Source organism: Roseibium sp. TrichSKD4 (genome assembly GCF_000148725.1).
Taxonomy (GTDB): domain Bacteria; phylum Pseudomonadota; class Alphaproteobacteria; order Rhizobiales; family Stappiaceae; genus Roseibium.
Window position 1 is genome coordinate 50,265 of the sequence record NZ_GL476320.1, and the last position, 20,791, is coordinate 71,055.

Genomic DNA, 20,791 nt, shown 5'->3' on the forward strand with positions numbered 1-20,791 from the left:
TAGGCACCGGGGCGTTTCTATGTTGTGCGAATGAGAGCGATGATTAGTCGATCGCAACCATGCCATAGGAACCCAGTTCTGGCAGACCGCCAAGCATTTGGGTCGGTTGCAGTACATTGTTCTCGTTGATGTTAATCACCATCACCTGACCGGTGTTGCTGATCAACTGATAGATCTGATCTCCGTCTGGGCTCAGTGTTGCATCGCCGAAGAACAGGGTCTCAGGACGGAGCTTCAGTGCTTGTGCCTGGTTCAAACGAGCAAAACCATCCTCAGCAATATCGAAGGAGCTGTAGGAGCTGGAAAGTGGGTTGATGGACCAAAGAGTGTTGCCATCCTTGGAGAGAACCACCCAGCAGTTTGAAAGCTCACCGCCTTCAATGCCGTTATAGCCGGTTAGAACGTCACCAGAGATCAGTTCCAGTTGGCCATCCTTGGTCAGGCTGTAGGTTGACAGGGAGCTGGTCTGCCAGCTGAAACCCGGGCTTTGAAGAACTTCGCCGCTACCAGGGCGCAGCATGAAGTCTGGCGTCAGGAAACGGGCCTCAGACATCAGAACGATGTCCTTATCGCCACGCTGCGTGATTGTGAAACCGACCGGAATTGCCTGAAAGCGGCCTTCGCTTACCGGAGAATTGACAGTTGATACCGGCTTCTCGGACAGGGTTTTGCCATCGTGGGCAAACGCGTGAATTTTTCCAGTCACCAATTCGTTCACGATGACGTGGTTGCCATCGGAGCTGAAGCGAATGGTCGATGGGCGAGCCATCAGGTCACGGCGGGAGCCCTCAACTGCAACGAGTTCGCCGTCTTTCAGTTCAAAAGCACCGATGCTGCCGGAACCATTGTCTTTACCAACGCTGGCCACAACAACTTTGCTGCCATTAATCGCGATGGAGATCGGGAACTTGTCGCTGGCTTTGACGGAGTTCACTGCTGCAAGGGCGCCGTCTTCGGCAACCTTCAAAAGCGAGATGGTGGCATCGCCCGGATTGACGACAATCAGATGTTTGCCATCTTCAGTCCGCTCGATTGAGTTTGCAGAAATAAGCGGGTCGTCACCGTTGAGCAGCGGGTGGTTCGGGTCTTTTTTAAGGGCGGGAATTTCCAGATCACCAGTACCTGTGCCGCCAGTCTTGTATTCGCCAAGGATAGAAAAAGAGCCGTCAGAACCGGATGTGTAGGCCACAACGGTGTTGCTGTCCGCCTTGTTGGAAACACTATAGAAGGTTGCAGCGTGCGAAGCGGCAGAGCCAAGGAGAGTTGTGCAGAGAAGAGCCCCGGCTACTCGCAGAGATAAGGAAGTCATTCGGTTTCTCCCGAAGGTTATCGACTGACCTGACAGGAGTTTCGAAACGGCCGAGTGTAACAGTCACGGCTTATTGTTGTTTCCCGAGCGCAGTCTTCATGGAGCATTGCCTCTCAAGCAAATGAACCATGATCCAGACGCCGCTCTTTTCTGAAAGTCCCCATCAGGCAAGTGGTATCCTGTCAATTGCGCCCGGAGAACTGAAATTGGAACTACGGATACTTTCAATAAGAAACAATAATTCCGTAAAGTTACCTACATCAAAGCGATGAGGTAGGAAGCCAGTCGAGTGTTCTGGATAAGCTCTAACCCGCTGAAAACCGCGGTATCCTTTTGATATCGGTGGAAAACCGTTTGTGAGGGAGAAGGGCGGGTTAATAGGTGGTAAATTTGCAGAGTCGTCCATTGATTTGCGAGCTCTGCAGACCGGAATGAAATTCAAGGGAAAATCCTTCATAGCAATTGTCCTGACACCGGAACAGCCGTTCGCGGACTGGTTCGGCGAGATCGACAGGATTATCTCGCGCTCGCCCGGCTTCTTCATTGATCGCCCGATTATTCTGGATGTTCGCGGTCAACGGATTGCGATAGAAGATCTGGAAACCGTTTTGGCCGGTTTGGCTGAGCGGTCTGTTCGCGTGATGGGAATTGACGGCGTGGCCGGTACTCGGCTGAAACCCGGTATGCCACCGAGTTTTTCCGGAGGCCGTTTGACTTCCGATGTTGAAGTGCCGGATGCGCAGGCTGCAGCAGCGCCCGCAGACAAGGACGAAAAGCAGGGCGCTTCAAATGTCGCGTCCTCTGCTGAGCCTAAGGATGCAGCTGAAAAGAAAGCGGCCAACGGGACACAGTCTGCCAAAAGTGACCGGGAGAACGAGCCGAAGGCACTGGTTGTTTCAGAGCCGGTTCGCTCTGGCCAGCGGATCATGCATCCGGAGGGCGATGTCACCGTGATCGGGGCTGTAAGCTCGGGTGCGGAAGTGATCGCCGGGGGATCGATCCATATTTACGGAGCTTTGAGGGGGAGAGCGCTTGCAGGCGTTGCGGGTGATGACGATGCCCGCATTTATTGCACCAAGCTGGACGCGGAACTCGTCTCCATTAATGGCCTTTACAAGGTCGCTGATGATTTTGACGAGACCGTCATGAATGAACCCGCGCATATCCGGTGCGAAAAGGAAGCGCTCATTTTTGAGAAACTCGGCTGAGGGAGTGCCGGGGTGGAGCGCGATCCACCTCGCATAAAGGCCGGTATGAGAAAGAATAGGAACTGACCATGAGCAACGCCACAGTCGTCGTTGTGACCTCCGGTAAAGGAGGGGTGGGAAAGACCACATCCGCTGCTGCCCTCGCCACGGCGCTTGCCAAGCAGGGCTATCAAGTCTGCGCCATCGACTTTGATGTCGGGCTGCGGAACCTCGATCTGATCATGGGCGCAGAACGCCGGGTCGTGTTCGATCTGGTGAATGTCGTCCGCGGCGAAGCCTCTATCAAACAGGCTCTGGTTCGCGACAAGCGGCTGGACAATCTGTACTTGCTGCCTGCGTCCCAAACCCGCGACAAGGATGCGCTGACCGATGAAGGCGTTGCCAACGTCATCAACGAGCTGCGCATGTATTTTGATTGGATCATCTGCGACAGCCCGGCGGGTATCGAGCGTGGAGCCACCTTGGCCATGCGCTATGCGGACGAGGCCATTATCGTTTCCAATCCGGAAGTGTCTTCCGTGCGTGACTGTGATCGGATTATCGGGCTTCTCGATGCCAAGACTGTGGTCGCCGAGCGCGGTGAGCGTATGCCAAAGCACCTTTTGATCACCCGCTTTGACACGGACCGGGCGCGGCTTGGCGATATGCTCAGCGTGGATGACGTCGTTGACATTCTCTCTGTTCCGCTCATCGGGGTAGTGCCGGAAAGCAAGGATGTGCTCAAGGCCTCCAATGTTGGTATGCCAGTGACCATGGCGGATGAGGACTGTCCGCCGTCGCGGGCCTATTCCGAGGCGGTGCAACGTCTGCTCGGAGAAGACTTGCCCGTCACAATCCCGAGCGAAAAGAGAGGCTTCTTTGGCAAACTCTTCAAGGGGAGGGCTGCATGAACATCTTGAGCTTTTTCGCAAGGAAAGAGCCGAGTGCATCCGTGGCGAAAAGCCGCCTCAAGATTCTCTTGGCGCATGAGCGGGGGAATGATGGCGCGGATGCGGCCCTGATTTCCTCTCTACGTGAGGACATTCTGGAAGTGGTCAAGAAGCGGATCGAGATCGATGCGGACGCCGTGCATCTGGAAATGGACCGCTCTGGCGACACGACGACCCTCGGCATCGATATTGAGCTGCCCCGCAGCGCCTGAAGTTTTTTCTAAAACCTGAACATAAAGAACCGGCCCACGTGGCCGGTTTTTTCGTTTCAAGAGGAGCCGTCAGATTTTTCAAAAATAAACTTGAATATAATACTCAAGTTAAATAGGCTGCGCGCAGCATCAGGAACACACCTCATGCGCACACAGGAGAAACCCATGTTTGTCAAATATTTGACACGCGGTTTCTGTCTTGCCGTCGCAGCCATCGCCTTTAGCGCGTCAGCCCCGTACGCTTCTGCAGAGACCATTACCATCACCGACATCGCCGGACGAACTGTGGAGGTGGAGAAGAACCCATCTGCCATCGTTCTTGGCGAAGGTCGCATGATCTATTCCATCGCCCTTCTGGACCGCGAAGACCCGTTCAAACGAGTTGTCGGCTGGAAGAACGACATGATCCTTTATGATCCGGACGCCTGGCGTAAATACGAAGCCAAGTTCCCGAAATCGACTGATATTCTGCGTTTGGGAAGTCCTTATTCTGGCGAATGGAACCTGGAGGCGGTTGTCGCCGCTGGGGCCGAGGTCGTTTTCATGAACCTCGGCAATTTGTTGAGAGCTGAGGAAAGCGGCATCATTGAAAAGCTGGACGAAGCGGGAATTGCGACCGTCTTCATCGACTTCCGGCAAGAGCCGACACAAAACACCATCCCATCGCTGCAAATTCTTGGCCGTATTCTGGATCAGCGGGATCGTGCGGACGAGTTTACGGACTTCTATAATGCTCAAATGAAGAGCGTTTATGGGAAGGTGCAGGAGATCAAGACCAAAGATCGTCCGACCGTTTTCATTGAGCGCGCCGCCGGATACAATCCCAACAAGTGCTGCAGCACCTTTGGATCTGCCAATCTTGGCCGCTTGGTCGAACTTTCCGGCGGCCTGAATTGGGGCTCAAGCAAGTTTCCCGGATATGGCGGTAATGTCAGTCTGGAAGCCGTGTTTGCCGATGATCCGGATGTCATAATCGGCACTGGAGCGAACTGGGCCGAAGCCAAACCGGACACCACAGCCGTGCCCTTTGGTTATGACGCTACGCCGGAAGCTGTTCAGGATAGACTGTCGGCACTTGCGAACCGGGAAGGTTGGAACGAGCTGAAAGCTGTCAAGGATGGCCGTTTCCACAGCGTCTACCATCAGTTCTACAAGAGCCCCTATCACTTCGTTGCGGTTCAGGCTTTTGCCAAATGGCTGCACCCCAACGCGTTTCAGGATCTCAACCCGGATGAGACGATGAAGGACATTCACGACAAGTTCCTTCCCATCGACTTCTCTGGCGTGTTTCTGGCGACATTGAACAGCGGCAGCTGATCCCCCTTCAATCCCATCAAACGCGGGCGGGGCACGTCCGCGTTTTCCTTTCGGAGGCGATCATGACTGACGTTCCTGCCGAGACATTGCGTCTTGGCTACTCAAGCCTCACCCGCAAGCGCATGGTGACACTTCTCGCTGTCGCGCTGTGCCTGATCTTGAGCTTTATTCTGGATACAGCCACCGGCCCCGGCGGCTATTCTCTTCAAACCATCGCCGAAGTGCTGGCCGACCCGTACGCCCATGGAGCACGACTGAAGGTCATTGTCTGGGATTATCGCATTCCAGTCGCGCTAACGGCCGTGATTGTCGGAGCGATGCTGGCGGTGTCTGGCGCTCAGATGCAGACCATCTTGAACAACCCACTGGCAGAACCCTTCACGCTTGGTGTCTCGGCGGCGGCAAGTTTTGGGGCCGCCCTTGCAATTGTTCTCGGGGTTTCTGTTATCCCGGCTATCGGCGGGCTCTTGGTGACGGTCAACTCGTTTGTCTTTGCCCTTGGCACCTGTGGGATCATCTTGCTGGCAACGCGTTTGAAGGGCGTTGGCGCAGAAACCATGATCCTGTTCGGGATCGCTATTTTCTTCACGTTTTCGGCGCTGCTATCGCTGATGCAGTATATGGCTAGCGAAGACCAGCTTTCGCGGATTGTGTTCTGGATGATGGGCTCACTCAGTCGGGCAAGTTGGGATAAGATCGCACTGGGCGCTGTGTTATTGGCCGTTACCATACCCTTCGCCCTGATGCGGACCTGGGCCATGACAGCCTTGCGCATGGGCGAGGCGAGTGCTGAAAGCATGGGTGTTGATGTCGCGCGCCTTCGCATCGAGATGCTGATTTACATTTCCCTTTTGGCCGCGACAGCCGTGTCCTTTGTCGGCGCTGTGGGTTTTGTTGGTCTGGTCGGTCCGCATATCGCCCGGTTGCTGGTTGGCGAAGACCAGCGCTTCTTCTTGCCGCTCTCCGCCTTGATTGGCGCTTTGGTCATGTCGCTGACCTCAATCATCTCAAAGGCCGTGACGCCGGGGGTCATCTATCCCATTGGCATCATCACCGCCTTGATCGGGGTTCCGGTCTTTGTCTCCATCATTTTGACAACACGGCGGGAGCGGTTGGGATGAGCCTTGAAATTGAAAACCTTTCGGCCGGTTACGGCGCGAAAACGGTTCTGCGCGATGCCTCCATCGAGCCCATTCGACCCGGCAGTTTTGTCGGCCTGATTGGCCCAAATGCAGCCGGGAAATCCACGCTGTTCAAGACGATCTCCGGCGCTCTGCGCCCCAAGGCCGGCGCGATCCATCTGGCGGGGGCGGATATCGTTAAAATGGGGCGCAAACGACGGGCGCAGGCGGTGGCCTATATGCCCCAAGCCTATGGCTGTAACGCGCTGCTGAGCGTCTTTGAAGCGGTGCTTCTGGCGCTCAAGCAAACGTCCGGTTGGCGAGTTGAGGCGGACCAGTTGAACCGCGTTTCCCAAACGCTGACAACGCTTCGACTATCTCATCTGGCCGATCGCGGCATTTCAGATCTTTCCGGTGGTCAGGCGCAAATGGTCGCTGTTGCCCAAGCTCTGGTTCGTTCCCCGCAGCTGGTTCTGTTGGACGAGCCAACAAGCGCGCTGGACCTGCATCACCAATTGTCCGTGCTTGGGTCAGTGCGAAACGAAATGCGGGCGCAAGGCACCATCATCATCGCCGCCCTGCATGATCTTAATCTGGCGGCCCAGTTTTGTGACCGACTGATTCTGATCCGGGAAGGACGAGTGCTGGCGGACGGGTTGCCGGAAGACGTTCTGGCGCTGGAAGCCCTGGGCCAAACCTACTGTGTCACCACATCACTGGAGACAACCCAGCGCGGTTCCCTGTTTGTGGATGCAACATTGTAGACCAAAGGCGGCTCCTGCAAAGGCAGGAGCCTCACCTATGCGTAGGCGGTCCCGGATCAGGTCCGGGGCGGCCCATAGTATGCCGGAAGCTTAAGCCTCGTAGACGATTTCGCGGGTTTCGCGGAAGGTCACGTCCGGATATTTCTCGGTGATGTAACCGACTTCCCAGGCGTTTTTGAACAGGAACACCGGGCGGTCGTCGCGGTCATTGGCGATCGACATGCGGTGGTTCTCGATCATCTTTTGCAGCGTTTGCGCGTCGGTTTCGATCCAGCGGGCGGTGGAAAGGTTCACCGCTTCAAATCCGATTTCCGTGCTGTATTCCTGCTTCAAGCGCTCAATGACAACATCCAGCTGAAGAACGCCGACGACACCGACAATCCAGTTGGAACCGATATCCGGCTTGAAGATCTGCACAAGGCCTTCTTCCGCCAGATCCTGAAGGCCCTGACGCATCTGTTTCACGCGCATGGTGTCGGAAAGACGGACCCGGCGCAGGATTTCCGGTGCAAAGGCCGGGAGGCCGGTCACGTGGATGTTCTCACCTTCAGTGAGCGTATCACCCACGCGCAGCTGGCCGTGGTTTGGCACGCCGATCACGTCGCCCGGATAGGCGGTTTCGGCAATCTCGCGTTCTTCGGCAAAGAAGAAGATTGGCGCGGAAACGGCAATCGACTTGTTGGCGCGCACATGCTTCAGCTTCATGCCGCGTTTGAACGTGCCGGAGCACAGGCGCACGAAGGCAATGCGGTCGCGGTGCTTCGGGTCCATATTGGCCTGCACCTTGAAGACAAAGCCGGTGACCTTGTCTTCTTCCGGAGCAATCACACGGCCGCCAGTCGCGGGCTGTGAATGCGGGGGAGGGGCGTGGGCCGCGATAAAGTCGAGGATTTCTTCAACGCCGTAATCACGCAAGGCGGAGCCGAAGAACACCGGCGTCAAATGACCTTCCAGAAAGCTCTCCTTGTCGAAGCTGGCATAGCCTTCCGCGCCAAGTTCGACATTTTCTTCCAGCTCTTCTATGATCCGGTCGAAGACGACATCGCTCAGGGCCGCATCATCCAGCCCCGAGACCTCTTTAGTCTGGGTGTAAGCGCCGCCGCGCTCGCCATCAGAGGTGTGGAACTTCTTGTTCTGCCAGTCATAAACGCCGAAGAAATCCGAGCCCATCCCGACCGGCCATGTCATCGGGGAGACGTCCAGCGCCAGCGCTTCCTGCACCTCGTCGAGGATTTCCAGCGCGTGACGGCCTTCCCGGTCGATCTTGTTCACGAAAGTGATGATCGGAATGTCGCGCAGGCGGCAAACCTCAAACAGCTTGCGAGTTTGGGTCTCGATACCTTTCGCTGCGTCGATGACCATGATGGCGGCGTCAACGGCGGTCAGCGTGCGGTAGGTGTCTTCGGAAAAGTCTTCGTGGCCCGGCGTATCCAAAAGATTGTAGATGATGCCATTCCGCTCAAAGGTCATGACGGAGGAGGAAACGGAGATGCCGCGTTCTTGCTCGATCTTCATCCAGTCCGACCGTGCCCGCCGACGTTCCCCGCGTGCGCGTACCTGACCAGCGGCTCGGATCGCGCCGCCCGACAAGAGCAGCTTTTCGGTCAGGGTCGTCTTACCGGCATCCGGGTGAGAGATGATCGCGAAGGTACGCCGGGTCTGATACGGCGCTGCGCCATTGGCGGACATGAAAAGCTCCTGATTTCGCTATCCGGCATGGCTGCGACCACACCGGATGGGGCCGGGGCGCAAGACCAAATCAAGCCGGATGGATTGATGTTTCGTGGGCGCAAGGTATTAGTGGGAAATGCGACAAAACTCCAGCGAGTTCTTGTTCGATGCAAGCAAGGCAATATTCCTGCCGCGTCGCTACTCAGCAGTCCGCGTTCGAAGATACAAAATGAATGCGCTAACTGAGATTACGACCTTTATCAAACTGCCTTATTTTTGGAAGGGTAAAAGTAACATTGGTTGTAAGATGAAGGATGGGTCTCCGCACTGATTATTCTGAAAAGAAATTGATGGTAGGAGAGCTTAACCTCACAATCCCAGGCAGGTGCTCATCCTTAAAACCGTGAGCTGATCAGGAATGCCAAGATGATAGCCACAAAAATTGAGAAATGAATTTTGGTCTGGCGGGACTATCTCTTAGAACTCTCGCTTTTGGTGAGAAGAAACCAAACGGAATTCAGCAAAAGTACCGCTGTAAAAGCCCAGAAATAGCAATTTATGAAATGCTCTTTGAAGGTGCTTGGATGATAGAATAAACCGATGACATAGACAATATAGGCCCACAAAAACGCAGCGGCACTCAGGCCAAGCAGCAGAGCTTTTTTGATTGAGAATGACATAGCAGAAGAATATGACTTAATAGATTGCTATTTTAAATAATTGTCCTTTGCTTGTCAGACAAGAGTAGAGGAAATTCTTTTCAGGACAAAGCAAATTAGCAGCGGTATAACGGATATTTCCCAAGTAACTGTGTGTTGCGACGAGGTTGACCGTTTTCACGGACGTTTGCAACTCTGACGGCAGCGTTGTCGGGGCGATTATCGATTTTGACGGTTACGTAAGCGCGGTTTTTGAGCTTTTCGTGGACTTTATCCCGTTTGGGCTGCGACAAGACACAGCTGTGGAGCCGCATTTGTGTTGGTTTCGTTGTTTGGAGCGTCATGCAGGCCTCGGCGGGGGCTTGAGGGCGCGGATTGCGGCGAGGATTCGTCCGAAGACGTAGCCTGATACAGCCACCTCTGCCAGTTGGAACGTGATTTTGCGCGCATGGCGTACGACCTTTGCCCCGATTTTGATGAGGCGGCTCTGGATACTTGTCAGCGACCAGTCGGCGACCTCTTCCGGGAGGTCTAGCCCTTGCAGGAAGACACCAAGGTTATACGCCAATGCGTGAAGCTGAAGCCGGACCTCATTGTCACAGAACCGCTTGCAGGACAGGCGGGTCCAAGTGATGGCGTTCTTGCCTTCTTTGATGTGCTGTTCGGCTGTGCCGCGCTGATTGTAGAAGCGGATGATCCATTCCGGCTCCATCGGCAAGTTGGTGACGACAAAACCCACGCGAGGGAATAGATCACCGGGATACCATTCGATCTTGGCAACCACCTGACGGGGCTTGCTCCATGAAGCAGCCTGATACTCAAAAACCTCATAGAAGCGCTTGATCTTTGTCTTTGAGGGACGTCCCACGGGGCGGGTCAGCTGATGGCTGATCTTCTCTTCCAGCACAGCGTTCTTTTTGAGGCGGATGGCGTAGCGGTACCCTTCAGCCTCTAAAGTCTCGTAAAGTTCCGGAATGGCAAAGGCGGCATCAGCGCGAAAGAAGCGCATGATGTCGCGCTCTGCATAGCGCGCAATGACGGGTATCAGAAGAGCCTTCCAGTCATCCGCGCTGTGGACGCTGCCATTGCGCAGGGCACAGCGTTCCAAGTGGCCAAACTGATTGAAGATGAACAATGGGTGATAGCAGTTGCAGCCGAAATGCCCGTTCCATGCGGTTCCCTCCTGAGCGCCATGGGTGGGGCTGACAGAGCTATCCATGTCCAAGGTGATGTAGTTCAGTCCTTGGCGACCATGCACCGCATCAATCCATTGACCGGGCATATCGGCCAAGGCTTCCCTGTTGGCGGCAGTCGCGAGCACCTCAGTCTCAAAGCGGCCCATCTGGGAGGAGGATGCCGCCTGAGTGTCAACGGCACGGCCCCCGATAATCTGGCGCATTACCGGGTCACGCGACAGACGCACGGCATCATTCACATCTTCATAGCCCGCAAGGCGACCAAATATCGATTGGCGCAGCAGGCCCATCAAGGTGTGAACGCCATTCTTACCTTTGCGGGTATCCCGAAGGAACCGAACCGCTTTGCCGAAAAGGCCAAGGGCGTCATCAAGCTCCCGGTAAAGCAGAAGACCGCCATCAGAACTGATCTTTGAACCGTGGAATTCCAACCGCACCCGAGGGTCAAAATCCAGCCGAAAATCGCTCTCAGAACCCGCACCCGTTGGGTGTGCCATTTTTCAGCCCTCCGTCATCAAGTAACACGCTGTAATATAAAGAGAAAAATAGGATAGAAGAAGCTAAATCAGCTGACTACTTGGGAAATCCGGGATCAAGAAGCTGGAACTTGGAAACCGGTTTGTCCTTGCGCCGATGTCCCGCGCAAGTGCGACACCGGAGGGGGCGCGACATCGGAAATGGCAGAATATTACGCGGGATTCGCTTTGGGTGGTTTTGGTTTGGTAATCGTTGAAGGTGCCTACACCGATGATACCTGGGCGCAGTGTTACGCCAATCAGCCTGGCCTCGTCACAGACAAACATGAAGAAGGGTGGAGAGATGTTGTTTCTGCCGTAAAGTCAGAAGGCGGGCAGATTATCCTGCAACTCATTCATGCGGGCGCGTTGTCACAAGTAATTGAAAATCCGGTGGCACCATCTCCCATCCGGCCGGTCGGCGAAATGCTTCAGGGTTATGGCCACAGACAGGGGGCTTATGGTGTTCCAAAGGAACTGACTCTGGAGCAAATCGGCTTCATAAGAACCGGGTTTGTCGACGCGGCTCGGCGGGCCGAAAGGGCCGGGTTCGATGGTGTGGAGATCCACTGCGCCAATGGCTATTTGCTTGATCAATTTCTGACAGCGGACACCAACACTAGGGATGACAGATACGGAGGTTCTCTGGATAACCGGTTGAGACTGACGGTGGAAATCATACATAAGGTTAAAGCGGCAACCGGTGCGGAATTTCTAACCGGGGTTCGATTGTCTCAAGCCAAGGCCAACAGGCAGAAGTATTTTTGGCCGAATGGTCTGGCAGATGCAGAAACCATTTTCTCCGGTGTCGCCAATGCAGGTGCGGACTTTATCCATCTTGCGAGTGAAAAGGGTGGTTACAAAGTCCACAGTTACACACAAGACGGTGAAAACCTTACTGCTTTCGCCAAGGAGCTGACCGGACTCCCGGTGATTGCAAATGGGGGCCTTCACGATATCGATTTGGCGAATGAAGTGATCTCCTCCGAGCAAGCAGATTTCATCTCAATTGGTAAAACCGCGATGCTGAATCCGGACCTTCCAAACCGCGTCGCTGAGGGACGGGCGTTGAAGAACTTCACGTTCGATATGTTTAAGTATGGGGTAACGGTTGAAGGACAGCGGAAATGGGAGGCGGACGAAGCTGAATCGGAAGCTGCTTGATCCCATATCTGCTGTGACATCAGTCGAGAAAGACTGATTTCGGAAAAATCTCACCGCGGTATCATTGCATCATGAGATGCCGGACACTGCGGTGTTGATGTATGCGTGCTACATACGGAAGATCGTCAGTCTTCCTCCTGATCGTCCAGGGTGAGGTTTTCAAGAAACACGATTAAAGATTGGCGCTCTGGGTGATCCGGGACAATTTGACTCTCAACGTCATCATGCTGGTCTACCCAATCGAGGCGATCAAGGTCTGGCAGGGCGGGTGAGGGGAGTGCTGCCTTTTTAAGCCCAAAAAAATGGGCCGGGTGGTGGGACCCGGCCTAGTCGATGGGGCAAGTGCACGTTTTTAAAATTGCTTGGGTTCAAGAAGCTGCTTTGTGTTTTTGGGTCCAGCGTTGTCTTGAGGTCGCACTTAAGAGCAGATTTCTTATTTCTGACGTGTAGGCGGCAGCGTTTTGGCGGGCCTTATCCAGATTGGACACGGCCCCCTCCGGTAGCTGCGCGAGGCCGCCACCAAAATCAAACAAATCACGAAAAGCAGCCCGTTCGACAAGCGGAGTGATCAGCACCTTGACGCCGTTGGCTGCCAGCCGGTCATGAACGGTTTTCATGGCGCGGGTTTTCACCAAGGGGCTGGTTCGGGTCAGCAAAACACAGTGATTGATATCTTTTTGAACGATTTTCTGCAGTTTGTTGATGAGCCCGAGGATCTTGGCACCTCCACGCGCATCCATTGCAGAGCCTTGAATTGGTACGATGACAAGGTCGGAGATCGAGACCGCATTGGCCACCAGCAGGTTTTCGGTGCCTTCAAGGTCCACGATGATGTAGTCGGTGGAGCCGTGCGCATCCTGAATCTGACTGACTATGCTGGAGGCGGAGGTCTCACTCACCACCGTAATGCCGCGTGGCAGATTTGGCAGTTCGGCCCAGCGGGACAGCCATTTTTGCGGGTCCGCGTCGAACAACGTAACAGTGCTGCCCCGGTTGACCAATTCAGTCGCAAGCAAAAGAGCTGCGGTGGTTTTTCCCGCTCCTCCCTTGGCATTTGCGAATGAAATGACTGGCACCATGGCCTCCCGGCGAACAACCTGTAGAAATGCGTTTCTTGATTTCAATCATTGGTAGTGGTTGGTTAACGATTGGTTAATCGATAGTTATTGTGGGAAAAACATGTCAAAAGACGTTGTATCGGCGAATTTAATCGAAAAAATTACGAAGGGTTAGTTTGATTTATGGTGCTCAAACACCGTGAATGTTAACCGTTGCATTGTGAGAATTAACGGTTCCCTTGAGAGAGTGTGAGCTGAGCGATTCGGTAGTTAAGACATCGGGCATAACTGCAAGCGGTAGATTGCGTATGGGGCAGTCTGATCATAGGCTGTGCTGACGAATTGGAGACGCTGAATGTTGGCACGAGCTTTGTTGAAGACTGCTTTCAAATTTGCAATTGCCACCTGTTTGGCGGTGTCGACGATAATGATTGCGCAATCCCCTTCGCTGGCTCAGTCGCTCGCGCCTTATAAAGATCGGTTGTTTGGATATAAGAACGTCACCGCGACGCATTATGACGGTGACTTTCTGGTCGTTGAATATTCCAAACAAAGAGACCTGCGGGATCGGGACAAAGTCGACCAGCGCGAGGTCTTCGGGAACTACGTGTCCTATAAGCCCAAGCGCAGCCGCGAGAGCTATGAGCTGAAAGCCAATGGCCGAACCATTCGGTATATGGGTGTGGGCAAGGCACAAGGCGGTGCCAACGCGGTGGTAATTTACATTCACGGTCAGGGCGGAAACCGCTTTCAGGGCATGAATGATGTCAGCTTTGGCGGTAATTTCAATCGCGTTCAAAACCTGATGGTGCGCAACGGTGGGGCTTATCTGTCAGCTGAATTTGCAGACTTTGGCGCTCGAGGCACGGCAGATATCGATGCGTTGATCCGGTATCAAAAACAACTGTCACCGCGCGCAAAAGTGGTTGTGGCGTGCGGGTCGATGGGTGGCATCATTTGCTGGAATTTGCTGAAAAACGGCAAGTACGCACGCAATGTAAATGGAATACTCCTGCTGGGGTCACCACGCGATCCAGGGTTCCTGTCTTCTGGAGCGCTCAAGCGCCGCATTCCCATTTACATGGGCTACGGCAGCGAGGACAGCGTTTATAATTGGGAGACGCAGGCCAATTTCTTCAAAAAGATCCGCCAGTCCGCGCCGGGTTATCCGATCAAGTTCACGCTGTTCGACACCGGGGTTCACGGCACACCCATCCGCATGACGGATTGGCGGCTGGTTCTGAATTGGATGTTCGCTGCAAGCTGAGTGGGCGGACTTTCTCTAAAACGCCAGCCGGGCCAGACCTGACACCGACAGCAGGCCGAGCAAGGTCAAGCACACCGTGCGATAGTAAGGGGAAAGGCTTGGCCGGAATAAGAAACTCCCGAACATCACACCGGCCAGAACGGCAGGAATAAGCACAGTTCCGCGCTTGACCGCCTCCATGGTCATCAGATCATAGAGAGTGAGAAACAGGGCGGAGGTGAACATTCCCGCGAAAAGATACATCACCAAAGAGGCACGCATGACCCTGGCGGGAATGTTGCTGGACAGCACAAACAGCGCGACAACCATCCCGCCGACTGAGGCAAGCCCTGTCGCGATCCCGGCAAGTACGCCTGTTACGGCAGGTCCAGTGGTTTCGCCCGGGTTTTTGGGAGCGATTTTCAGAAACTGAAGAAGTGTCAGCCCGAGTATCAGGCACAGGGCGATCATCTTGGATGTTTCAGCCGGAATGGATGTTGTCGCCCAAAGTCCAAGTGGAACGCCTATGGCAGAGCCAAGCACAAGCAACCAAACAAAGCGCATATTGGCATCTCGCACTCCGCCGCGAAACATGGCGAGACTGGCAGCGGATTCCAGCACATAACAAATAGGGATCAGCTGAATGGGTGGCAGGATCAGAACAATGCTGGCCATCAGAATTGCCGACAGGCCAAAGCCGGAAAAACCCCGCACCATGCCAGCGAGGAACACCGCTCCCAGACACAGGCCAAGGTCAAACGGCGAGAGATTGGCAAAAGCGGCAAGCGACGCGAACATAGAGGTCCTTTCAATGACGCAGAAAGGGATAGGGCTTGTATATTTTCAAGTGAAGCGGAAAAAATGCCGTGCTAGCCTGCAAAAATGCAAGGAACGAACTGGAATGACCTGCGGTGTCTGCTCGCCGTCAAACGCTATGGCTCATTTGGCGCAGCAGCAGCTGTCTTGAGAGTTGACACAACAACCGTCTCGCGTCGCATCCGCACACTGCAAGAGCAGTTGGGAGCACTTCTCATTGAGCGCAGGACAGATGGGAGCGCCCGGCTGACAAATTTGGGGCAGGCCGCTGCCGAACGGGCAGAACGAATTGAGCTGGAGGTTTCGTCGCTGGAAGCGGAGGCGAGCGGTAGCCGTCAAAATGTGTGTGGCTGTGTACGCCTGACCTCGGTCCCCATGTTGCTCAACCGGCTGGTAATCCCGAATTCAACTGCGCTGACCGCAGCTTATCCGGATCTGGAACTGCAACTGCATCCGGATTTGACCAACCTCAGTCTCAGCAAACGCGAAACGGATATGGCCCTGAGATTGTCCCGACCGGAGGCTGGCGGGCTGATGGTCAAGGCGAAGCGATTGGGCGTACTGAAACATGCAGTCTATTGCGCAAAGTCATGTGCCGCGGACCCGGCATCGCAATTGCCTTGGGTGACCCATCAGGAAGCGTGGCAACATCTGCCGCAAGTCAAATGGATGCACGACCATGTGCGACGTGTCGGCGGCACTTTTGCAAGTGTTCGTGTCGGTGATGCAGACAGCGCCATGGAAGCTGTTGCTCGCGGTGTCGGACGATCCGTCCTCCCCACTTTACTTGCAGACGCTGATCCGCGCCTTGTCCGGTTAGAGGAAGAAGGGACGACCCCTGATATTGAGCGCGAAGTCTGGATTATGGTCCATGCGGACTTGGCCAGCCTCCCGCGCTGCAAGGTTGTCTGGAACTGGCTAAGCGACCTTTTTGAAGATGCGCGATAGGCGCTGGGCAAATCGGTCAGCTACCGACCAACCTCGCCCTATGGTCGACTCGGCAGGCCGTAGTTGGAAGTGGACCCAACAAAATACCGTCTTGCCTCATCATTGGAGAGCGGCCTGATACGGGTGAGGAAAGATGGTGGGGCCTTTGGTTGGCCAGAGCATTCGTCACACATCATCGTGGAGCCGTCAGTGTTAGTTCCACACGGCGTGCGCGTGTCCGAATGCAGGATGGGTTGATCATATTGATCGTGAAGACCACGGTCCCGATTGTCCCACAGGTGAAGGGCTGCATCCCTTGATACCTCGTGGCATGCAGAAAGTGCTTCTTCCAGTGTGACCTCTCCCATTGCGATCAAAAGGCCGATGACGTTTGCAGTCAGATCATCAGCAGCATAGCCACTGCCGCTGGCCACACCCAACCAATCGGCAAACAGCTGCAGGTCTTCGAAGGCGAAGGAAACGCGTAACATGATCGTCAGGGCAATGCGCTTCTTGATGTGATCGGAAAGACCGGGGCGCACCAGATACCGCCCATGGAATCCGAGACGTCCGGGCACCTGTTGCGTGTAGTTGACGATATAGCCCTGACCGAAAAACGGGCCTTGCATGCCCCCAAAAGACCGATTGAAGAAGTTTGGTTGGTAGCATTGCCCATTGGCTTCAGCTCAGGTAATGGGCGCTGGATGCCGGGGCAAACTGTCCGCCTGAGCGAAGATAATATAGACAATGCATTTGGGTGTTTCCATTCCGCAATTGCCGCCAGAGGTCGGTTGCACCAACAAAGGGTTGGGCGGAAGATGGGTCCATATGCCCAAGATCAAGCCAGCCGCAATTACAGGTATATGTAAGGCCTCGGCGGTTTCCGACACGGTTTTCAATTTGTGCACGGCTTCCCATGTCTTGCTCCTGAAATTATCAAAATGAAACGGTTTCAAATTCTGGTGTTGTTTGGACGAAGAGAACGATCACACCAGTTGCGCCGTTTTCGTTTTCCAAATGAAGCTCAAGTCTGCGCGCGGGATCATCGGCGCATATAAATTCCGCACTTTTTTCGGTTTGAATATCGAGGGCGCAACCCAGTGGCTCTGCCTGAGAGTAAAAGCGGGTGCTGACATCTGTCGCGGATAGGTCGGTGAAATATCGTACCGTACCGGAAGGGCGACGTGCGCCGTCCCGCATTTCAAAGTCATAAACGGGAACTGAAGTGGAGCGCCATGTAGGAAACTCCCTCATAATTGAAGGCAGCTTTTTAAAGGTTTCAGTTGTCGCGCTTATATTGCTGATCTCAGTCTGTTGTTCGCAGGCGGTAAACAAAACTAATACTGAAAAAGCTAGAAAATCACGTAAAGGCATAATGTAAAAATCTCCAAATAGCGAAATTATAAAAAGTTATGGGAGTGAGTAAAGCCGCTTTTGACGCATCGAACAGGGAGCGCCGCTGACATGGGTGAATCCTGTACAATATCGCCAAATAGGTCGATGCCGACGACCAGTGGATTGATCTTTGCAAGCGACTCCGGCACCACTGGTTCATTGTCACAAAACACGACTTTATATGATGGGCGCCCGCATGACCGATACGACCAATCTCAAGCTTGATTATGTCGAGTTTTACTCTCCCGAGCTGGAACAGACCGAAACCTTCTTTTCCAAGGCATTCGGCTGGAATTTTGTTCAATACGGACCGGATTATCGCGATATCCAAAATGCCGGAATGGGCGGCGGGATTGAGCGCGGACCGCTGAAAGCCCCCTTGATTGTTTTGAGGGCTGACGATCTTCAAGCAGCGCTAGATGCCGTGAAGCAGGCGGGCGGAACCATTACCAAGGAGATATTCGAGTTTCCCGGCGGCAAACGGTTTGAGTTTCAAGAGCCGGGGGGAACAGCCATGGCTGTCTGGTCAGAGAGTTAAGGTCTAAGTTTATTTTTTGCTGGCAAAAGCGTTCGATAAGGCCTTTTCATGACACAAAATACTTCGTCCGCGTTCTGGAACAAGATCGCGGAGAAATATGCCGCGCGTCCTTTGGATGACCCAGAAGCCTATGAGGTTTGGCTCGCCCAGGTTATCTCATGCCTCAAGAAAACAGACAGGGTTCTGGAGGTGGGGTGTGGTACTGGCTCTACCGCATTAAGACTGGCTCCACATGTGCAGAGTTTTCTAGCGGCAGACTTCGCACCGCGCATGATTGAAATCGCCGAGGAAAAATGGGCCACTGATGGAGCGGACAATCTCCGCTTTGTCTGTACGGACCCGTTTTCTGAAGAGCTGTCACCGGCTGATGGCGAACCTTATGATGCGGTGATGGCCTTCAGCTTTCTGCATCTGGTCGATGCACCTGACCAGATGGTGCAGCATCTTGCCAATCAGCTCAGACCCGGTGGTTTGCTGATTACAAAGACCGTTTGTCTGAAACAATTGGCCTTTGTGTTTGTACCGCTGATTGGCCTCATGAGGCTTTTTGGCAAAGCGCCACCTGTCAAAATGGTGGGGGCGAAGGAGCTGGATGAGATGATGCTCAGCGCCGGTCTGAAAATCGTTGAGGAGCAAAATTTCGGTCAAAAGGTGCTGCAACGCTTCATTATTGCTCGAAAAGCCTAGGGTCTGACCCTTGACTGTTATCCGCGTGAGGAGCGCCACATTGTCAACTCAGTCTTGCACGATGACCTTGCGAAGACTTTTCACTTTCGGTTTGGCGTACCAATGCTCGATTATTTGTATCACAAACGACTGAAACAGGATCTCGAACAGTGGGTGGAGGCCGGTTGGGTCTCTTCTTCCGGTGCTGGTCAAATCCTCTCCAATATTGAAAAAGGCGATGGCAGCTCTCGGTTGCCAATGGCTCTGGCGGGAATTGGTGTCGTCTGTGTTGCGCTCGCTTTGGCAGCTTTCGTTGCAGCAAACTGGGACGGCATTCCGCGAATGGTCAAGCTGACCGGAATATTTCTGCTGGTTCTGGCATCTCATGGTCTTGCGGCCTTTTGTGCCTCAAAAGGGCGAAGGGAACTGGCGGATCTGGCAACGGCTTTTGCCTCGCTGACATTTATCGTCGGGCTGGCCTTGGTCGGTCAGATCTTTCATTTGCCTTCCGATTGGGTTGGTGGAACATTTCTGGTGTGTCTCGGCGGTCTGGCGGCCGCCTTGCTCACGGGCTCACGAGCCTCGCTCATTATCGGCGCCATCGCCGCGATTAGCTGGCAAATCTCCCGAGCGGAACTTCCATCCGATCCATTGACGGTAAATATGATCGGGATCGCCTTTTTGGCAGCTGTTGTTTTTCATGCAGTGAAACATCCGTTTATCTTGTCGCGTTGGCTCGCCACCGCTTTGTTACTCATCAGTTTTGGCCGTGTGATCACTGATTTTGCCACCGGAACGGACATGTACTCCGATGAGCAATGGCTGATGTTGATCACCGGTTTTGCCTGTCTTGCGGTTTTGATGGTGCAGGTTCCGGCCATCATCGACATGGCAATCAAATGGGCCAGCTCTTATCCGCAGCGCAGACTGGGGCACTGGCTCTTGATGTCGAGCCTGCAAAATACGGGATTGTTGATCCTCGCCCTCATGGTCGTGCTGTCCCTGATGGGCGTTGACGAGCTTGAAGACCACACATTGCTGGAAGGCTTTGCCTCAACACCGACGATGACGGTTGGTATTCTAGCTCTTGCAACAACAGTGCTGGGCGCATTGCTATCGTTCAAAACCAGTAAGGCCCTTGTGCTCTTCGGGGCAGCCTTCCTTGCCCTTTGTGCTGTTTTATTGCCTCTGCTCCTTCCAGATATCATTTTGCTTTCTGCCTTGGCGCTGGGCGCAAGCATCGCTCTGGTAATGTTGGGAACGCTTTATCGCAATGCGGTCTGGAGCCTCGGCGGATATGGTGCACTGGCCGCCGTCAGCCTATGGCTGCTTTATGAAACCGTTGGCTCCTTGCTGGGCCAGGCGCTGTTTTTCCTTGTCGCTGGTGTGGTGCTCTTGGTGATCGCCTTTATTGCCATGAAGTTCATGCGCAGGCAGGCCGCCAAACCTGATCAACGCGGCGGGCAGGAGGTGCGCTCATGAACAGCATCGTCCAAAAGCAGGCCGTCTCAACGGGTCTCCTCTCATCCCCATGGCTGCGCTGGGGACTGGTTGCCCTTATTCAATTGGGCCTTATCGCTCTGCCATTGGTTGATCGTCTCCAGGTGCAAATGGAAGGGCAGGAGGTCACCCTGGAACTCGTGCCGATTGACCCGCGTGACCTGCTCCGTGGGGAGTACGTGATCCTCAATCTGGCAGTGGCAACCTTACCCAAAGACCTTCCGGGAAATGATGGCAGCCTGACATCCGGGGAGACTGTTTTTGTCTCACTGGAGGTGGGCAGCGATGACATTGCCCGGCCAACAGCGGTTCACCGATCGCGAGAAGACGCCGGCTCCCTTGCGCTAAAAGGGGAAATCGAGCCGACATGGAATGAAACGGTGCGCGTCAAATACGGCCTTAATGCCTTTTATCTGCCCGAAGGCGCGGGAAAAGAGATTGAGCAGCTGCCTCGTGAGCGGGTCAAACTGGTTATCTCTCTCCATGACGATGGCCGATCCATGCCACTTCGATTGCTGATTGACGGAAAACCGTTTGAATCCGATAGCAGCTTTTGATTTTTGTCCGGCGCGGGGGTAAG

At 54.3% G+C, this 20,791-nt stretch carries 21 protein-coding genes and 1 pseudogene; 14 read left to right on the plus strand and 8 right to left on the minus strand.

Annotated features, from left to right (window positions below; all coding sequences use genetic code 11):
- Positions 1-43: 43 nt before the first annotated feature.
- A complete protein-coding gene (locus TRICHSKD4_RS20760) occupies positions 44-1,309 on the minus strand; it encodes a hypothetical protein (RefSeq protein WP_009468916.1) in 1,266 nt (421 codons plus the stop codon).
- 431 nt (positions 1,310-1,740) lie between these two features.
- Between TRICHSKD4_RS20760 and minC the strand changes: the two genes are divergently transcribed.
- From minC to TRICHSKD4_RS20790, 6 genes are all read left to right on the plus strand, one after another.
- Entirely contained in the window at positions 1,741-2,517 is a 777-nt protein-coding gene (gene minC / locus TRICHSKD4_RS20765) for a septum site-determining protein MinC (RefSeq protein ID WP_040617301.1), read from the plus strand.
- Between the two features lie 68 nt (positions 2,518-2,585).
- Entirely contained in the window at positions 2,586-3,407 is an 822-nt protein-coding gene (gene minD / locus TRICHSKD4_RS20770; protein ID WP_009468918.1) for a septum site-determining protein MinD, read from the plus strand.
- A complete protein-coding gene (gene minE / locus TRICHSKD4_RS20775; protein WP_009468919.1) occupies positions 3,404-3,658 on the plus strand; it encodes a cell division topological specificity factor MinE in 255 nt (84 codons plus the stop codon). The genes minD and minE overlap by 4 nt, the downstream gene beginning before the upstream one ends.
- Positions 3,659-3,823: 165 nt before the next feature.
- On the plus strand, positions 3,824-4,975 hold the full coding sequence (locus TRICHSKD4_RS20780; protein WP_009468920.1) for an ABC transporter substrate-binding protein: 1,152 nt from the start codon (positions 3,824-3,826) through the stop codon (positions 4,973-4,975).
- A gap of 62 nt (positions 4,976-5,037) precedes the next feature.
- Positions 5,038-6,096, plus strand: coding sequence for an iron ABC transporter permease (locus tag TRICHSKD4_RS20785; protein WP_009468921.1), 1,059 nt, complete (start codon positions 5,038-5,040; stop codon positions 6,094-6,096).
- Positions 6,093-6,860 (plus strand): ABC transporter ATP-binding protein, encoded by a 768-nt coding sequence (locus tag TRICHSKD4_RS20790; protein WP_009468922.1) that lies wholly within the window; start codon positions 6,093-6,095, stop codon positions 6,858-6,860. Before TRICHSKD4_RS20785 ends, TRICHSKD4_RS20790 begins: the two co-directional genes overlap by 4 nt.
- A gap of 90 nt (positions 6,861-6,950) precedes the next feature.
- Here the strand turns inward: TRICHSKD4_RS20790 and TRICHSKD4_RS20795 are convergent, their stop codons facing one another.
- The 3 genes from TRICHSKD4_RS20795 to TRICHSKD4_RS20805 form a co-directional block, all read right to left on the minus strand.
- The gene (locus tag TRICHSKD4_RS20795; RefSeq protein ID WP_009468923.1) at positions 6,951-8,549 is read right to left on the minus strand and encodes a peptide chain release factor 3; all 1,599 of its coding nucleotides are present in this window, start codon (positions 8,547-8,549) and stop codon (positions 6,951-6,953) included.
- Between the two features lie 757 nt (positions 8,550-9,306).
- Positions 9,307-9,534, minus strand: coding sequence for a hypothetical protein (locus tag TRICHSKD4_RS32425; RefSeq protein WP_009468926.1), 228 nt, complete (start codon positions 9,532-9,534; stop codon positions 9,307-9,309).
- Positions 9,531-10,883, minus strand: coding sequence for an IS1380 family transposase (locus TRICHSKD4_RS20805; protein WP_009466009.1), 1,353 nt, complete (start codon positions 10,881-10,883; stop codon positions 9,531-9,533). The genes TRICHSKD4_RS32425 and TRICHSKD4_RS20805 overlap by 4 nt, the downstream gene beginning before the upstream one ends.
- 180 nt (positions 10,884-11,063) lie before the next feature.
- Here TRICHSKD4_RS20805 and TRICHSKD4_RS20810 point away from each other — a divergent pair, with 180 nt between their 5' ends.
- Complete coding sequence (locus TRICHSKD4_RS20810) at positions 11,064-12,065, plus strand: NADH:flavin oxidoreductase (RefSeq protein ID WP_009468927.1); 1,002 nt, start codon at positions 11,064-11,066, stop codon at positions 12,063-12,065.
- A 188-nt stretch (positions 12,066-12,253) separates the two neighbouring features.
- A pseudogene (locus TRICHSKD4_RS30355) lies at positions 12,254-12,337 on the plus strand (DUF2585 family protein); the annotation flags it as partial.
- 96 nt (positions 12,338-12,433) lie between these two features.
- Here TRICHSKD4_RS30355 and TRICHSKD4_RS20815 read toward each other — a convergent pair.
- Positions 12,434-13,144, minus strand: coding sequence for a ParA family protein (locus tag TRICHSKD4_RS20815; protein ID WP_139052281.1), 711 nt, complete (start codon positions 13,142-13,144; stop codon positions 12,434-12,436).
- A gap of 334 nt (positions 13,145-13,478) precedes the next feature.
- Between TRICHSKD4_RS20815 and TRICHSKD4_RS20820 the strand changes: the two genes are divergently transcribed.
- A complete protein-coding gene (locus TRICHSKD4_RS20820) occupies positions 13,479-14,390 on the plus strand; it encodes an alpha/beta hydrolase (RefSeq protein WP_009468929.1) in 912 nt (303 codons plus the stop codon).
- Positions 14,391-14,405: 15 nt separating this feature from the next.
- Here TRICHSKD4_RS20820 and TRICHSKD4_RS20825 read toward each other — a convergent pair whose 3' ends face one another.
- Complete coding sequence (locus TRICHSKD4_RS20825) at positions 14,406-15,167, minus strand: sulfite exporter TauE/SafE family protein (protein WP_009468930.1); 762 nt, start codon at positions 15,165-15,167, stop codon at positions 14,406-14,408.
- An 84-nt stretch (positions 15,168-15,251) separates the two neighbouring features.
- Between TRICHSKD4_RS20825 and TRICHSKD4_RS20830 the strand changes: the two genes are divergently transcribed.
- Entirely contained in the window at positions 15,252-16,133 is an 882-nt protein-coding gene (locus TRICHSKD4_RS20830; RefSeq protein WP_009468931.1) for a LysR family transcriptional regulator, read from the plus strand.
- A gap of 38 nt (positions 16,134-16,171) precedes the next feature.
- Here TRICHSKD4_RS20830 and TRICHSKD4_RS20835 read toward each other — a convergent pair whose 3' ends face one another.
- Together TRICHSKD4_RS20835 and TRICHSKD4_RS20845 are read right to left on the minus strand one after the other, a co-directional pair.
- Positions 16,172-16,741, minus strand: coding sequence for a hypothetical protein (locus tag TRICHSKD4_RS20835; protein ID WP_009468932.1), 570 nt, complete (start codon positions 16,739-16,741; stop codon positions 16,172-16,174).
- A gap of 307 nt (positions 16,742-17,048) precedes the next feature.
- Positions 17,049-17,486 carry a hypothetical protein gene (locus tag TRICHSKD4_RS20845; RefSeq protein WP_009468934.1) on the minus strand — a complete coding sequence of 146 codons (438 nt, stop codon included), beginning with the start codon at positions 17,484-17,486 and terminating at the stop codon, positions 17,049-17,051.
- A 217-nt stretch (positions 17,487-17,703) separates the two neighbouring features.
- Between TRICHSKD4_RS20845 and TRICHSKD4_RS20850 the strand changes: the two genes are divergently transcribed.
- The 4 genes from TRICHSKD4_RS20850 to TRICHSKD4_RS20865 all read left to right on the plus strand — a co-directional run bounded on the left by TRICHSKD4_RS20850 (position 17,704) and on the right by TRICHSKD4_RS20865 (position 20,768).
- A complete protein-coding gene (locus tag TRICHSKD4_RS20850) occupies positions 17,704-18,045 on the plus strand; it encodes a VOC family protein (RefSeq protein WP_009468935.1) in 342 nt (113 codons plus the stop codon).
- A gap of 48 nt (positions 18,046-18,093) precedes the next feature.
- Positions 18,094-18,732 carry a bifunctional 2-polyprenyl-6-hydroxyphenol methylase/3-demethylubiquinol 3-O-methyltransferase UbiG gene (locus TRICHSKD4_RS20855; RefSeq protein WP_009468936.1) on the plus strand — a complete coding sequence of 213 codons (639 nt, stop codon included), beginning with the start codon at positions 18,094-18,096 and terminating at the stop codon, positions 18,730-18,732.
- Between the two features lie 102 nt (positions 18,733-18,834).
- Positions 18,835-20,193, plus strand: a complete 1,359-nt coding sequence (locus tag TRICHSKD4_RS20860; RefSeq protein ID WP_009468937.1) for a DUF2157 domain-containing protein — start codon at positions 18,835-18,837, stop codon at positions 20,191-20,193.
- The gene (locus TRICHSKD4_RS20865; RefSeq protein ID WP_009468938.1) at positions 20,190-20,768 is read left to right on the plus strand and encodes a GDYXXLXY domain-containing protein; all 579 of its coding nucleotides are present in this window, start codon (positions 20,190-20,192) and stop codon (positions 20,766-20,768) included. The genes TRICHSKD4_RS20860 and TRICHSKD4_RS20865 overlap by 4 nt, the downstream gene beginning before the upstream one ends.
- The last annotated feature ends 23 nt before the right edge of the window (positions 20,769-20,791 follow it).